Below are 15383 nucleotides of genomic sequence, written 5' to 3'. Positions count from 1 at the left end.
GCAAGGCTAGAGGGAGTGAAATCAGTGGCAGATACAGATGTGGAGAAACAAGGATATAGTGGATTTGAGCGGGCCATGTTTTTTATGACCCCGGTGTTGTTTACGATTGTTGTGCTGGGCATATTGCTGATCCTTCTTAATAGCGATATGCGAAATCAGGCGCTCACCGTCGGAAATTCGATTCCATTGCTCAAAGATGTGCTGCCGAATCCGCAGTCAACTGGCGGTGAAAGCACAGATGAAACGCTCAAGGCAGAAAATATGACTCGTAAAATTTCCGAGCTGCAAGCTCAACTGACGGAGAAAGAGGGCCAGCTGACGGAAACGTCCACTCTTAAAACGGATCAGGAAAAAGAAATTGCAAGCTTGAAAAGCCAAATTGAGCAGTTGAAGAAGTCAAATGCAACACAGGCGCTTGAAGATGAGGCATACACGGCCAAAATTAAAGAGCTCGCCAGCATGTATGCACGAATTGCACCGAATAAGGCCGCACCCATTTTAGAAAGCATGTCGCTTGATGAAATGGTGCTTGTACTCGATGCGATGGCTCCAAATGATCGTGTGAAAATTTTGGAGAAAATGACGCCGAAAACAGCGGCTGATGCAACGCTGAAGCTGAAGGATACCGTTTCGGCGAAAGACTTGCAAATTGCGGCACTGCAATCGCAGCTCAAAAATGCCCAGTCGACTACAGCGACAACGACTACAACGTCTTCGACACTGGATTCGACGCAGCTAGGAGCAACATTTGCAGCTATGGATGCGAAAAGTGCGGCCAAACTGCTGATGACGATGTCTGACGTAAGTGCCAGCAAGGTGCTGCGTATTTTGAATGCGGTAGATGATACAACAAGATCCAATATCGTTGGCGAGATGTCGACATTGAATGATAAAGTTACAGCTCAGATCGTTTCGAAGCTGATGGCGGGTAAATAGAGGGGAGGTGAAAATAAATGGATGTTTTATCATCACCAGCAGCTTCGCAGCCGGCGGCTCCTTCCACTGGCGGAAATGCCCAAGCGAAGGGAACGGGAGATGCGGCTTTTGCTCAAACGCTGAATGGTCAATTGAATAATGGCCAAGCGGGAGCAGGCACAGCAGCAACTGCGAACACTGCGGATGCAGCAGCACTCGGAACGATTCGGATGACTACTCTCAATACAGCTGGCTTGCTCGGAGAAACGAACAATCAGGATTTGCTTGCGGCTATTGATGGACTGCTAGAGCAAATGGATGAATTGGATACTGCGGACACGGATGAGGCTGCACAAGCCCAATTGGCAGATTTGCAAGCGATGCTGGAGCAAATGCAGGCTTTACTAGCACTGCTAGGTTCCCCGCTTCTCACTTTGAAGCAGCCTGATGAGCAGCTATCCTCAGAGGAAGTTGTTCAAGCAGCAGATGCAGGCAATGGACATGAGGCAGTGAAAGCACAAATTGCGCTTGTGAAGCATGATTTGGAAAATGCGTTGATTCAGCTGGCTAATGTGCTTGAGCAGGGATCTGCGAAACGCGTTCAGCAGCAAGAGCCATCGCAGTTGATTGGACAGCAGCTGGAAGCTTTGCAGAAACTGCTGCAAAAGCAGAAGGAAGCAGGCACGGCCGAGCGTAATAACAGCAATGTTCAAGCGATATTTGAACCAGCTGCAGCAGGCGAGGCTGCTCCACAGCAAACAGCAGCATGGCTTCAGCGTTTGAATCAGCAATCCCAGCATACAATTGCCCTGAAAAGCGCAGTGGCAGAAGCTTTATCAGCTGATACATTGGTTGAAGAAACGGCAGATACAGCCGATGATGAGTCCGTTCTGGCCGGCAATTTAAATGCAAACTTTTCTCATTCGCTTAAGCAGGCAACGAGTAGCGTGGCAGCGAGAGCAGTCGCCCAGCCTTACGTATTAGCAGACGAATTTGCGGAATCCATGACGGGGCTTATCGTGCAGAAGTTTGATATTTCTTCATTAAATGGCAAGCACGAAGCTAAAATCATGCTGTTCCCTGAACAGCTGGGCCAGGTCGATGTTCGGATCACGATGCAAAACGGCCAGTTGACGGCACTATTCCATACGGATACGGTCATGGCGAAAGATATGCTGGATAACCAAATGTCGCAATTGAGACTGGCATTGCAATCCCAAGGCTTAACGATTGACAAGCTTGAAGTGACCCAGGGGCAAGCTGCATCAGAGCTGTCTAATGGCCAACAGGGACAAGGCTCCAATCAACAATTTACGAATCGAAACAACAACGGCAAGGGCGGAAGCAGAGCGGATGAAGCTGCTTTTGAAGCAGATGTAATCGAGCAAATTGCCATTCAGGATATGGGCTACGGACGGGCGGTTAACGCTACAGTCTAAAAGGATGTTATGGACTTAAGCAATCATTTGCGGGATGGAGGTGATGGAATTGGCAGTCGTTACGAATAAAGTGGTCTGGCCGAATTATGATCAGGCAAACGTTAAAACAGCAGGAAAGACCGAGGATGATAAAACATCGCTAAGTAAGGACGCGTTTCTCGAATTGCTCGTCACACAGCTTAAAAATCAGGATCCATTAAGCCCGCAGAGCAACACGGAGTTTATTGCCCAAATGGCGCAGTTCACTTCAGTCGAGCAGCTGATGAATATGAATAAGCAGCTTACACAGCTGAACTCGGACATCGGCAGTGCATCTACAATGATTGGCAAAAGCGTAACATGGCAGGAGCTTGATGATAAAGGTAGCACCGTCATGTATACGGATGTTGTAAAGTCGATTGTAGCAACAGACGGGGTATTGTATGCCAAGTTTGAAGATAACACGATGATTAAAGTAAGTGATATCGTTACGATTTCTGATCAGACTCCGGCAGAGACGGAGGAGCCTGTAACGGATGCTTCAGCTGAAAGTGCTGGGGATGCTGAAACGCCTGATGAAGAATCCGCTGCTGACAGCGGGGAGGAACAAACCTCATGAGCGACAGCGTAAAGATTGGGCATTATTTTCCGCTTAAATCTTCGCCCTTAAACAATGCGAAGACGGTGGGGGCAAAATCCCAGCAGCCTAGCGAATTTCAAGATTTGCTGGATTCGAAAGTATTAAAATTCAGCCATCATGCTGAAGTTCGGATGAAGCAGCGAGGCATTCAGCTTCAAGCGGATTCATTAACGAAAATTGTGAATGCTGTGGACGAAGCGGCATCCAAAGGCGCCATTGACTCTTTAATCGTTTTTAAAGATATTGCGATGATCGTGAATGTGCCTAGCCGTACAGTAGTTACTGCAATGGATGGCAAGCAAATGCAAAGCAATGTATTCACGCATATAGACAGCGCCGTTATTTTAAGCTAGAGCCGGACCAATACGGAGGCTCTTCAGGCTGCTGACCGACAGAGGCAGCCAACTAACCAAAAGGATAAACCTAAATTAGGAGGGCTTAAATACTATGCTAAGATCAATGTACTCGGGTGTGTCAGGTATGCGCGGCTTCCAAACGAAGCTGGATGTCATCGGTAACAATATTGCGAACGTTAATACGGTGGGTTTTAAAGGCGGCCGCGTCATGTTCAGCGATATTTTGAGCCAAACAACAGCAGGTGTTACCGCTCCGGTAGAAGGCGAGCAGGGTGGTGTGAATGCGAAGCAGATCGGACTTGGTGTCAGCATTGCTTCTATTGATACCGTTCATACGCCAGGAAGCGCAATGACTACAAACCAACCGACCGATCTTCGCATTGATGGCGATGGATTTTTTCTAGTTACCGCAGCAGATGGTGAAGAATCATTTTTGACAAGAGCCGGCAACTTTGTGCTCGATGCGAACCGACAGCTTGTAAACGCAAACGGGTTGTTTGTATTAGATAGTGGTGGTGGTATTATTACTTTGCCAGCAGAGGTCACCTCCTTCACAATCGGGCAAGATGGGACGATTACAGGTGTTACGGCGGATGCAACAGAAGAAGTCGCGCAGATTGGTGTAGTCAAAGTCATTAACCCAAGTGGACTCGAGAAAATGGGAGGCAATTTGTACAGAATGACCAACAATGCTAACCCAGATGGAGACATTGAGGCTTACAGAACGGTCGCTGGAGATGCAGAGCTTGGAACGGGCGCAATCGTGGCCGGACAGCTTGAAATGTCAAACGTTGACCTGACAGGCGAGTTTACAGAAATGATCGTGGCTCAGCGCGGCTTCCAAGCGAATTCACGTATTATCACGACTTCCGATGAAATTTTGCAAGAGGTTGTCAACCTGAAACGATAATCGTTAGGCATAACGCAGGTGGGGGGCCATAGCGCCTCCCCCGCGATGTGAGGGGGCAGTTTATGATTACAGTGACTCGTATTAATGGTACTAAGCTCATGATCAATGCTCTGTTGATTGAAGTGGTGGAGGAAGTGCCCGATACCATTATTACCTTGACCACTGGTAAAAAATTCATAGTGGTAGAAAGCTCGGAGGAGCTTTTGCTGCTGATCCAGAACTATCTTCGTACGATCGGCGTATATGCGGCGGCCCAGAAGAGTGAACAGACGGAGGGTCCATAGAGATGAAAAAAATGTTGCCATGGTTAGTAACTATACTGCTGTCGATTGTATTGATTGCCGTTGTGGTTGTGATTATGTGGCCGAAAATTATGGGAAGTACAACTGATGGTTCAACAAACAAAGAGGTTGAAGTCAAGCATCTTACCGCCGATGAGCGTGTAGAAGTAACGTCTGAGCTTAAAGAATTTAAGCGCAACTTGAAAGATTCGAACAAAGTCGTTGTCGTTAGCTTCGCTTTCCAGCTGGACAGCAAGAAGACGAAGGAAGATTTTGATAAAATCATCGAAATTGAAGTTAAGCCTATTATTAACCGGGCGCTTGCAGATATGACGGCTGAAGAGCTGAATGGCTCTAAAGGCGAGGATCTGCTGGAATCGAAGCTGCTTAATGAAATTAATCCAATTTTGGATAAAAAGCAGAAGCTGGTCAAGGTAGAAATAACAGCTTTTATCATGACCAACATTTAATGCTGGTTGGCGACATTCCTTGAAGGGGGTGAGAAAATTTGGTTGATGTTTTATCGCAAAATGAGATAGATGCGCTGCTGGCGGCCCTTAATTCTGGCGAGATGGATGCCGAGGATTTAAAAAAGGAAGAAGTAACGAAAAAAGTCAGAGTTTATGATTTCAAACGTGCTGTTCGATTTTCGAAGGATCATATTCGCAGCTTGACTCGCATACACGAGAACTTCGCGCGATATTTGACAACCTATTTCTCAGCGCAGCTTCGTACTTTCGTTCAAATCAGTGTAGTTCAGGTCGAGCAGCTTCCTTATGATGAGTTTATTCGTTCGATTCCGAAGATGACGATATTGAATATTTTTGAGGCGGAGCCGCTTGAAGGACGCATGGTGATGGAGGTGCATCCAAATATCGCTTACGCGATGCTGGATCGTATGCTTGGCGGGCAAGGCGTTGCGCCTTCCAAAATCAATAACTTGACTGAAATCGAAACGATTATTATGGAAAAGATTTTTAGCCGGACGTTTGAGAGTTTGCAAGAGGCGTGGAAAACAATCATTGATATATCACCACGGCTGGAAGCACTTGAGACGAATCCTCAATTTATGCAGATCGTATCACCGAATGAAACAATCGCGCTTATATCCTTAAGTACGAAAATCGGTGAAACGACGGGGATGATCAATCTTTGTATTCCCCATGTTGTCATTGAGCCCGTTATGCCTCGTTTGTCGGCGCATCATTGGTTCGTTTCGCAGAAAAAGGAGCGTATTCCAGAGGAAGTTGAAATGCTGGAGCAGCGCGTAAGCAAAGCGAAGCTGCCGATTGTTGCCGAGCTTGGTGAATCTTCCATTACGATTCAGGAGTTTCTTGGTCTTAATGTAGGAGATGTCATTTCACTCAACAAGCCAGTAGGGGAAGGCCTGCATATCAAGGTAGGCGATAAATTGAAGTTCATCGGCAGTCCAGGCTCCGTGAAAGATCGGTTGGCTATTCAGCTTGATGAAGTTGTGAACGAAGGAGCGGGAGAAGAATATGACGAGTAAAGATTATTTGTCGCAGGAGGAAATTGATGCGTTACTAAATCAATCTTCTGGCAGTACGGATGCTGAACAGCCATCTGCCGATGATGTTCAGTTATCAGATTTCCTCTCAGCTATGGAACAGGACGCGCTTGGCGAAATTGGTAACATTACGTTCGGAAGCGCAGCAACTGCCTTGTCTACATTGCTAGGCGTGAAGGTGGATATTACAACGCCGGAAGTTACCTTTATTCGCAGAGATCAGCTGGCAGATGAATTTCCAAAGCCTCATGTTGCTGTAAGTGTTCAATATGTAGATGGCTTCCAAGGCATAAATTCGCTTGTCATTAAGACGAGAGACGCACAAATTATTGCCGATTTGATGCTCGGCGGCTCAGGCAATCCTACAGAAGAAGAGCTCAATGAAATTCATATTAGCGCCGTTCAGGAAGCGATGAATCAAATGATGGGGTCATCTGCAACGTCGATGTCAACCATTTTCAATCGTTTTGTTAATATATCGCCGCCAGGCATCGATATTCTCGATGTAGACAACGGTGGGGGAATGGGACATCTGCCTCCGGTAGATGTATTCATCAAAATTTCTTTCCGGCTTAAAATTGGAGATTTGATAGATTCGACAATTATGCAGCTACTGCCTGTTTCTTTTGCAAAGCAAATGGTAGCTATTCTTATGGGCGAAGAGACGGTTGAAGAGACTGCTGCAGCAGTTGAAGCACCTCCAGTAGTAGAAGCGCCGCCAGTGGCTCCGCAAGCGCCACAAAGTGCTCCTGCGCAGCCTGCGGCTCCATCGTTGCAGAAGCAAGAACAACAACCGCCAGCGGGATATAATGAAGCGCCGATGATGCAGCCGCCTGGCCCGAATACATATGGCCATGCAGCCAATCGCAATGTGAATGTTCAGCCTGTGCAGTTTGCTAATTTCAATAATGCGCCATATATTCAAGGCGAAGAGACGAACCTCAATTTACTGCTCGACATACCACTGAAGGTTACCGTAGAATTAGGAAGGACCCAGAAGCAGATTAAAGATATTTTGGAATTGTCGCAAGGGTCTGTTATCGAGCTGGACAAGCTTGCTGGTGAGCCTGTAGACATTCTGGTTAACAACAAGCTGATCGCAAAAGGCGAGGTTGTCGTTATCGATGAGAACTTCGGCGTACGTGTAACCGATATCGTAAGCCAATGGGACCGAATTCAAAAATTACAATAGCATCCTAGGAGGAAGAAAAAAGATGGCAAACCGTATTCTAATCGTAGACGACGCAGCATTTATGCGCATGATGATCCGCGATATTTTATCCAAAAACGGCTACGAAGTAGTTGGTGAAGCACCTGATGGCGCACAAGCGGTGGAGAAATTCAAGGAGCTTAAGCCAGACCTGATTACGATGGATATCACGATGCCTGAGATGGACGGCATTGCAGCACTGAAAGAAGTTAAAAAAATCGACCCGAATGCAAAAGTCATTATGTGCTCTGCAATGGGACAGCAAGCAATGGTTATTGACGCCATTCAAGCTGGAGCGAAAGATTTCATCGTTAAGCCTTTCCAAGCGGACCGTGTTATTGAAGCAATCAAGAAAACGCTGGGCTAACGGTTGTATGCGATGGTCAAACTTAAAGCTCGTGTAACGCTTTTATTGTTTTCAGGAATGGCCGTTCTGCCTGCCGCCGCTTTAGCGGAAGCAGTTCAGACGAGCCAGCCTGAATTGCCATACACTAGTTCGTCCAACATGGCAGGCAGTGTAGTATGGGTTATTTTTTCTCTACTCCTTATTATTGGACTCATCATTGTTGTTATTAAATGGCTCTCGCGGCGCAACCGGGCGTTCGGAGGAACAAATCGTTCGCTTCGTTCGCTCGGGGGCATTTCCTTAGGTCAAAATCATTCGCTTCAAGTTGTGGAGCTGTCAGGCCGTCTATATGTTGTAGGGGTTGGAGAAAACATTACCCTATTGGACAAGATTGATGATGAGAAGCAAGCTGAGGCGATTATTGAGGCAATGGAGAGGCAAGTGCAAGGTGGCTGGTCGCCGAGTACTTTGACGGGCTTAATATCACGCTTTCGTCAAGGCTCTGGCGAGCAGGAACCGCAGAATGAACAGTGGAACGACGCTTCATCGTTTCAGAATGTCCTCAAAGACAAGATGAATCGTCAGGCGGATCGCAAGCAGCAGCTCGAAGCACTCCTCAAAGACCCTAACCCTAATGAACGGTTGAATGATGATCATGAAAAATAAATGGTGGATAGCTCTTGTTGCGGTGCAGTTAGCCGGTTTAATATTTCAATCGCATGCTTTTGCTGAACCGCTGCCGAACGTAGAAATTAACTTTGGCAACACGGGCAGCGATCAGCCGAACCCGAGCGCGTTATCAATTTTGCTGCTGATTACCGTGCTAAGCATAGCGCCTGCTATTCTAGTATTGATGACCAGCTTTACACGCATTATTATCGTGCTTAGCTTCGTTCGTACATCGCTCGGTACGCAGATGATGCCGCCGAACCAGGTACTAATCGGACTTGCTATGTTTTTAACCTTTTTTATTATGGCCCCTACCTTCTCTCAAGTAAATGAGGTAGCTTTGCAGCCATATTTGAAAGGGGAAATTTCCCAAACAGCAGCTTTCGAGAAAGCGTCTGTACCGATGAAGGCGTTTATGTTCAAGCAGACGAGAGAGAAGGATTTAAAGCTGTTTATGGATTATACGAAGACGGAAAAGCCGAAAACTTACGAGGATATCCCATTGACGGTTTTGATTCCGGCGTATGCGATTAGTGAAATCAAGACAGCTTTTCAAATGGGCTTCCTTATATTCATACCGTTTCTCGTTATTGATATGATTGTATCCAGTACGTTAATGGCGATGGGGATGATGATGCTTCCGCCAGTAATGATTTCATTGCCGTTCAAGCTCTTGCTGTTCGTCATGGTAGATGGCTGGTATTTGATAGTCAAATCCTTGTTATTAAGCTTTAATACCTGACGACTGTATAGGGGGGATGTTCAATGAGCGCCGATTTTATTATCGGTCTGGCCAGCGAGGCTGTATTTACCGTACTAAAAAGCAGTGCTCCAATGCTTCTTATTGCTCTCGTTGTTGGGCTCTTGGTCAGTATTTTTCAGGCGACTACCCAGATACAAGAGCAAACCTTAGCATTTGTTCCGAAAATTGTAGCGGTTTTTGCATCCGTTGTTTTGTTCGGGCCGTGGATTCTAAATACGATCGTCGATTTCACTTATAATCTGCTGAACAACCTGCATAAATATATCGGATAGGCGTGAATCGCAGCGATGGAGCTTATCGAGCAAGGTTTTCCTATTTTTTTGTTGATTTTTTGTCGAATTACATCATTTTTCGTCGTAGCTCCGATGTTTTCGGGGAAAATGATGCCGAATATTGCGAAAATCGGTTTAAGTTTTTTTATTTCTTTTATCGTGTATCTCACGTATGGCATTAATCAGACGGTAGCGACAGATGCCAGCTACGTGCTTTATGTCGTACAGGAAATATTGATAGGCCTGCTATTCGGCTTCGTGGTGTATTTGTTTTTCGTAGTCGTGCAGACGGCAGGGGCATTAATGGATTTGCAAATTGGTTTTGCGATGGCGAACGTCGTCAACCCATTGACGGGTACTTCCGTGCCATTGCTAGGTAATTTTAAATACATGATGCTTATTGTCATTTTTTTCTCCTTGAACGGTCATCACTACTTGCTTCGAGGGCTCATGGACAGTTACAAATGGATGCCGCTTGCTGGAGACTTTTTTGCGAGAATCAGCAGTGGCAGCATTAGCGAGTTTTTAACGAAAGCCGTTGGAAATACGTTTTTGCTAGCTTTACAGGTCGCAGCTCCGCTAGTAATTGCTATGTTTCTGACGGATGTCGGACTGGCATTTTTAGCCAAAACAGCGCCTCAATACAATGTTTTCGTAATTGGGATACCGCTTAAGCTTATTATCGGGACGATTTTGCTCGTACTGCTTATGCCGGGGCTAACTGGTCTGTATGAGCGGCTCATTGCCATCATGTTTGACAACTTGGAGCAGCTATTCGCCATTTTCAAAGGGCCGGACGGGTAAAGGAGGCTGTAATCGTGCAAATGTACCGCTTAAAGCTCGACCTGCAGCTGTTCAGCCAAGAGAAGACGGAGAAAGCGACGCCCAAAAAACGCTCGGAATCGCGTAAGAAGGGTCAGGTAGCCAAATCGGCTGACTTTCCCAGCTCCTTGATTTTGCTGTTTACGTTTGCTGGCTTTGCGATGTTTGGCGGCTTTTACAAGCAGCGAATTATGAATATGTTTGATGATATTTTCGAAAATTGGCTGCTTATGGAGCTTACGTCTGAAAATGTTTTTAACTTGTTCGGTACGCTCGTAACCGAAATGCTCATCTTTTTACTGCCTATATTTTCGGTAGCTATTTTAGTAGGCATTATCGGTAACGTTGCGCAATTTGGCTTCTTGCTTACAGGAGAGCCGCTTAAGATGAAGATCAGCAAGCTAAATCCGCTCCAAGGATTGAAACAGATCTTCTCCATGCGCTCTATTGTTGAAATGCTTAAAAGCTTGCTCAAGCTGCTGATTATTGGAGTGCTCGTATACCAGACGATTGCAAGCGATTGGAGCCGGCTGCTTTCTCTTTCGGACCTGTCTGTTGAGCAAATTTTCGCCTTTGCAGCTGGCCTGACGGTCAGCATGGGGATCAAAATTGGTGCTGCGCTTGTTATACTCGCCTTTGCGGATTATTTGTATCAGAAGTACGAGCAGGAGAAAAGCATGAAGATGTCCAAGCAGGACATTAAGGACGAGCATAAGAAATCAGAGGGTGATCCGCTCGTTAAAGGCCGCATCCGAGAAAAGCAGCGGAGAATGGCCATCCAGCGGATGATGCAGCAAATCCCGAATGCAGATGTCGTCATTACCAACCCGACGCACTTTGCAATCGCCTTGAAATATGATTCCTCTAATATGGAGGCGCCCGTTATTATTGCCAAAGGTATGGATCATGTGGCGCTGCGCATTAGGGAAATCGCCAAAGAGCACGGCGTTATTACGATGGAAAATAAGCCGCTTGCCAGAGCATTATACGAACGCGCCGAAATCGGAGATGCCATACCGGCAGATTTGTTCCAGGCTGTGGCGGAGGTGCTCGCATACGTTTACAAGCTGAAAGGCCGTGTCAAATCATCGTAATTTAAGGGAGGAGGAAGCGTCATGAAACCAAAAGATCTTATCGTGTTAATCGGGATCATAGGCATCGTGCTCATGATGGTTATTCCCATCCCTATTCTTTTGCTGGATATTTTGCTTATTCTGAATATTTCCATCGCTTTAATGATAATGCTTATTGCGATGAATACGAAGGAAGCGCTGGAGTTTTCCATCTTTCCCGCAGTTTTGCTTGTTACGACCTTATTCCGATTAGCACTCAACATTTCTACCACCCGAAACATTTTGCAGCATGCGGAAGCGGGGGAAGTTGTCGCAACATTCGGTAGATGGGTGGGCGGCGGGCAAATCGCAATCGGGTTTATCGTCTTCCTTATTCTCGTCGTCGTTCAGTTCATCGTTATTACGAAGGGTTCTGAGCGGGTTGCCGAGGTAGCAGCAAGGTTTACCCTCGATGCGATGCCCGGCAAGCAAATGAGTATTGATGCCGACTTAAATGCGGGACTCATTAATGAACAGCAGGCACGGGACCGGCGTTCCAAGATTGAAAGAGAAGCAGATTTCTACGGAGCTATGGATGGTGCCAGCAAGTTTGTAAAAGGGGATGCGATTGCATCCATTATCATTCTCATTATTAACCTGGTTGGCGGATTTATAATCGGGATGGCGGTACATGATTTTCCCTTTGCCGAGGCACTCGAAACGTATTCGATATTAACCATCGGGGATGGTCTCGTCAGTCAAATTCCAGCATTGCTTATTTCGGTAGCAGCAGGCTTGATCGTTACAAGAGCTGCATCGGACGGCAATCTTGCACAGGATTTGACAGCACAGTTGTTTAAATACCCTAATCTTTTATACATAGTTGCAGGAACAATAGCTTTGCTTGGTCTCGTTTCGCCAATCGGCGTTATGCGCACGCTCCCTTTTGCGGCATTGCTCGCATTTGGCGCATGGAGAATGAAAAAGCTGCAGGAGAAACAAGTGGAGCAAGAGGAGATGCTTGTGGAAGAGCAGCAAATTGAAGAGGTTCGTAATCCGGAAAGTGTCATTGGCTTGCTGCAGGTGGACCCAATCGAGTTCGAATTTGGCTACGGTCTGATTCCACTGGCAGACACGCAGCAGGGCGGAGATTTGCTGGATCGTATCATTATGATCAGAAGGCAATGCGCGCTTGAGCTGGGGCTAGTCGTTCCAGTCATTCGGATCCGCGACAATATTCAACTGAGGCCCAATGAATACGTCGTTAAAATTAAAGGGAATACCGTTGCGAAAGGCGAGCTTCTGCTCAATCATTATTTGGCAATGAGCCCAGGCTTCGATGATGAATCGGTACTTGGTATTGAAACAACAGAGCCGGCATTCGGACTGCCAGCCATTTGGATTGACGAGCAGATGAAGGAAAGAGCGGAAATGTCGGGTTATACCGTCGTAGATCCGCCTTCGGTTGTCGCTACGCATTTGACAGAAATTATTAAGCGTCATGCGCATGAATTGCTCGGCCGTCAAGAGACGAAGGCGCTTATAGAAAATGTCAAGGAATCGTATCCAGCGCTTATCGACGATCTCATTCCTGCTGTACTATCCATTGGCGATTTGCAAAAAGTGCTTGCCAAGCTGCTTCGTGAAAAAGTTTCGATCCGCGATCTGGTGACCATTTTTGAAACGTTGGCTGATCACGGACATTACACGAAAGATCCCGATGTGCTGACGGAATATGTCAGACAGGCGCTGTCAAGGCAAATTACCCAGCAGTTTGCAGCAACGGGAGACAAGCTTAAAGTGATTACAGTCGGTCCGGCGATGGAGAAGAAAATCGCTGAGTCCGTACAGCAGACCGATCAGGGAAGTTACATTGCGCTTGACCCGATCGTCACTCAACAAATTTATTCCAAGCTGAATGAGCAGGTGACCCGGCAAATTCAGTCCGGACAGCAGCCTGTTGTGCTCACTTCCCCTACAATCCGCATGTATTTGCGCCAGATTGTGGAACGGACGATGCAGGAGGTTCCGGTCATTTCTTATAGTGAGCTTGAACCTAACGTTGAAGTTCAGAGCGTAGGGGTGGTGAATTTATGAGAGTGAAACGTTATGTAGTCAATGCCCTTCCCGAAGCGCTGCCGATGATTCGAAGCGATCTTGGCAAGGATGCCGTTATATTGAATACGAAAGAAGTCAAAGTCGGCGGCTTCATGGGCATGTTCCGCAAAAAGAAGATGGAAGTTATTGCCGCTATCGAGTCGAATGCAGCGGCTCCGGAAAATCCGCCGCAGAAGCGCAAGGCGCCGGATGATGTCAGTGCCGTAATGGCTGCCATTACGGAGACGATGCAGAAGCAGCAGCGTGCAGCAGCGGCAACCGCTGCTGCTACAGCTACGGTTGAGCCGCCGGCAAGGCCTGCGCCAGTTGCGGCGGCTTCTCCAGTCAACGATCAGCTGATGGATGAAATTAAAGGGATTAAGCAATCCCTTCTGCAGCTTTCTTCGCAAAAAGCGGGAAACTCATTATCAGAAGCTGCACAAGCCCTTCATGACCGCCTTCAAGAGCAGGAGCTCGAAGTGGAATGGATCGACCAGCTTATGGCGATCATCTCTGAGCAGGAAGGGCAGCAAAGGGAGCCATTGACACGTACGCAAGTGTGGGAGCTTGCCAAACGGCAACTGCTCGAATGGATGGCCCCTTATGCAGCTGGCATGATCGATGAGCAGGCCAGAATCGTTCATTTTGTTGGTCCGACGGGCGTAGGCAAAACGACAACGATTGCTAAGCTTGCGGCTAATCAAACGATTAAGCATAACAAAAAAGTAGGCTTCATTACATCAGATACGTACCGAATTGCTGCCGTTGACCAGCTTAGAACGTACGCTAATATTTTAAACATTCCGCTGGAGGTTGTTTTTTCTCCTATGGATTTGCCGAAGGCATTCAAGCAGCTCGAAGATAGAGAGCTCATCTATATGGATACGGCTGGCCGCAACTTCCGCAATGAGCTAAATGTATCAGAAGTAAACAGCCTGCTTCAATCGCATGACCGCAATGAAACGGTGCTTGTGCTGAGCCTTACCGGCAAAACGAAAGATATGACGTCAGTAGCCGGAAACTTTGTGAAATACGGCATCGAGAAGGTGTTGTTTACGAAGCAGGATGAAACGGCGGTGTATGGCTCTATTTTTAACCTTGTGATGAAGTTCGGTTTAACGCCGACTTATGTGGCAAGAGGGCAGACGGTGCCGGATGACATTGATCGCTTTAACGCTGCTGCTTATATGAATGATTTGCTGGGGGAAGCGGACGATGAATGATCAAGCCGAAGCGCTGCGACATATGGTAAAGGCAAGCAGCAGCGAAGGCGGCAAGCGCGAAACGCGCATTATAGCTGTCACCAGCGGCAAGGGCGGCGTTGGAAAGTCCAACTTTAGTCTCAATTTTGCGCTGATGCTTCAGAAGCTTGGTCAGAAGGTTCTCGTTTTTGATGTTGATATTGGCATGGCGAACATCGATATACTGATGGGCGTGCGCTCCTCCTACCATTTATATCATTTGTTCAAGCAGGACAAAACGATCTGGGATGTCGTTCAGGAAGGGCCTGAAGGACTGCATTTTATTGCAGGCGGATCGGGAATTAAAGATTTGCTGGAGCTGTCAGAGAAAGAGCTGACCTTGTTCACAGAGCAGGTTTCAAAGCTTCAAGGGCTGTACGATGTCATCGTGTTTGATACTGGTGCAGGACTTTCCAAGGAAACGGCGAAATTTATCGCCGCAGCACAGGAAACGATCGTTGTAACGACGCCAGAGCCGACCTCTATAACCGATGCATATGCCTTAATAAAAATGGTAAAAGCAATGGGCATCCATCCGAATTTCAGACTTATCGTCAATCGGACAGACAGCAAGCGGGAAGGCCGATTGACAGCAGATAAAATCAATTTGGCTGCCGAGCGCTTCCTAGAAGCCTCCTTGCCATTTCTCGGGCTCGTACCCGATGATGCTCATGTAGGCAAGGCGGTAAAACGCCAGATTCCCTTCACCATCGCTTATCCAAGCAGTGAAGCATCGAAAGCTATGCATGAAATTGCAGTTCGTTTTCTAGAAATAAAGAGGCCGGAATCTGATGCTAAAAACGGTGTAAAGGGATTCTTGCATAAATTATTCAAGCTAACGAGATAGTCCTTTTAATTAGGGG

General features: G+C 46.9%; 18 protein-coding genes. All 18 read left to right on the top strand.

Translation table 11 applies throughout. The features are described 5' to 3' along the window. Nucleotides 1-24 precede the first annotated feature (24 nt). The 18 genes from AC50Y5_RS23575 (at nucleotide 25) to AC50Y5_RS23490 (ending at nucleotide 15367) form a co-directional block, all read left to right on the top strand. The gene (locus AC50Y5_RS23575) at nucleotides 25-936 is read left to right on the top strand and encodes a MotE family protein (protein WP_056038241.1); all 912 of its coding nucleotides are present in this window, start codon (nucleotides 25-27) and stop codon (nucleotides 934-936) included. 17 nt (nucleotides 937-953) lie between these two features. Continuing rightward, nucleotides 954-2354, top strand: a complete 1401-nt coding sequence (locus tag AC50Y5_RS23570) for a flagellar hook-length control protein FliK (protein WP_494863958.1) — start codon at nucleotides 954-956, stop codon at nucleotides 2352-2354. A 49-nt stretch (nucleotides 2355-2403) separates the two neighbouring features. Beyond that, nucleotides 2404-2952, top strand: a complete 549-nt coding sequence (locus AC50Y5_RS23565) for a flagellar hook capping FlgD N-terminal domain-containing protein (protein ID WP_063892604.1) — start codon at nucleotides 2404-2406, stop codon at nucleotides 2950-2952. Beyond that, nucleotides 2949-3326 (top strand): TIGR02530 family flagellar biosynthesis protein, encoded by a 378-nt coding sequence (locus tag AC50Y5_RS23560; protein WP_056038235.1) that lies wholly within the window; start codon nucleotides 2949-2951, stop codon nucleotides 3324-3326. The genes AC50Y5_RS23565 and AC50Y5_RS23560 overlap by 4 nt, the downstream gene beginning before the upstream one ends. A 94-nt stretch (nucleotides 3327-3420) precedes the next feature. Next, complete coding sequence (gene flgG / locus AC50Y5_RS23555; RefSeq protein WP_056038230.1) at nucleotides 3421-4239, top strand: flagellar basal body rod protein FlgG; 819 nt, start codon at nucleotides 3421-3423, stop codon at nucleotides 4237-4239. Nucleotides 4240-4301: 62 nt separating this feature from the next. Then, entirely contained in the window at nucleotides 4302-4523 is a 222-nt protein-coding gene (locus tag AC50Y5_RS23550) for a flagellar FlbD family protein (protein WP_056038226.1), read from the top strand. A 2-nt stretch (nucleotides 4524-4525) separates the two neighbouring features. Then, nucleotides 4526-4990, top strand: a complete 465-nt coding sequence (locus tag AC50Y5_RS23545) for a flagellar basal body-associated FliL family protein (RefSeq protein WP_056038224.1) — start codon at nucleotides 4526-4528, stop codon at nucleotides 4988-4990. Between the two features lie 38 nt (nucleotides 4991-5028). Continuing rightward, nucleotides 5029-6030, top strand: a complete 1002-nt coding sequence (gene fliM, locus AC50Y5_RS23540; RefSeq protein WP_056038221.1) for a flagellar motor switch protein FliM — start codon at nucleotides 5029-5031, stop codon at nucleotides 6028-6030. Then, a complete protein-coding gene (gene fliY, locus AC50Y5_RS23535) occupies nucleotides 6020-7240 on the top strand; it encodes a flagellar motor switch phosphatase FliY (protein WP_056038219.1) in 1221 nt (406 codons plus the stop codon). The genes fliM and fliY overlap by 11 nt, the downstream gene beginning before the upstream one ends. A 22-nt stretch (nucleotides 7241-7262) precedes the next feature. Further along, nucleotides 7263-7625 (top strand): response regulator, encoded by a 363-nt coding sequence (locus AC50Y5_RS23530; RefSeq protein ID WP_046230724.1) that lies wholly within the window; start codon nucleotides 7263-7265, stop codon nucleotides 7623-7625. A gap of 12 nt (nucleotides 7626-7637) precedes the next feature. Next, nucleotides 7638-8270, top strand: coding sequence for a flagellar biosynthetic protein FliO (locus AC50Y5_RS23525; RefSeq protein ID WP_494863957.1), 633 nt, complete (start codon nucleotides 7638-7640; stop codon nucleotides 8268-8270). Beyond that, nucleotides 8260-9015: a flagellar type III secretion system pore protein FliP gene (fliP, locus tag AC50Y5_RS23520; RefSeq protein ID WP_056039070.1), complete on the top strand. Its 756-nt coding sequence runs from the start codon at nucleotides 8260-8262 to the stop codon at nucleotides 9013-9015. Before AC50Y5_RS23525 ends, fliP begins: the two co-directional genes overlap by 11 nt. Nucleotides 9016-9038: 23 nt before the next feature. Continuing rightward, nucleotides 9039-9308 (top strand): flagellar biosynthesis protein FliQ, encoded by a 270-nt coding sequence (gene fliQ, locus AC50Y5_RS23515; protein WP_056038213.1) that lies wholly within the window; start codon nucleotides 9039-9041, stop codon nucleotides 9306-9308. Nucleotides 9309-9323: 15 nt separating this feature from the next. Next, nucleotides 9324-10112, top strand: coding sequence for a flagellar biosynthetic protein FliR (gene fliR, locus AC50Y5_RS23510; RefSeq protein ID WP_494863956.1), 789 nt, complete (start codon nucleotides 9324-9326; stop codon nucleotides 10110-10112). A 20-nt stretch (nucleotides 10113-10132) separates the two neighbouring features. Then, nucleotides 10133-11224, top strand: a complete 1092-nt coding sequence (gene flhB, locus AC50Y5_RS23505; RefSeq protein ID WP_056039068.1) for a flagellar biosynthesis protein FlhB — start codon at nucleotides 10133-10135, stop codon at nucleotides 11222-11224. A 21-nt stretch (nucleotides 11225-11245) separates the two neighbouring features. Next, entirely contained in the window at nucleotides 11246-13279 is a 2034-nt protein-coding gene (flhA, locus tag AC50Y5_RS23500; RefSeq protein ID WP_494863955.1) for a flagellar biosynthesis protein FlhA, read from the top strand. After that, nucleotides 13276-14502 (top strand): flagellar biosynthesis GTPase FlhF, encoded by a 1227-nt coding sequence (gene flhF / locus AC50Y5_RS23495; protein WP_056038204.1) that lies wholly within the window; start codon nucleotides 13276-13278, stop codon nucleotides 14500-14502. The genes flhA and flhF overlap by 4 nt, the downstream gene beginning before the upstream one ends. Further along, nucleotides 14495-15367: a MinD/ParA family protein gene (locus tag AC50Y5_RS23490; RefSeq protein WP_494863954.1), complete on the top strand. Its 873-nt coding sequence runs from the start codon at nucleotides 14495-14497 to the stop codon at nucleotides 15365-15367. Before flhF ends, AC50Y5_RS23490 begins: the two co-directional genes overlap by 8 nt. The last annotated feature ends 16 nt before the right edge of the window (nucleotides 15368-15383 follow it).

Source organism: Paenibacillus sp. JT22N7 (genome assembly GCF_059383875.1).
This window is presented reverse-complemented; position numbering and strand designations above follow the sequence as displayed.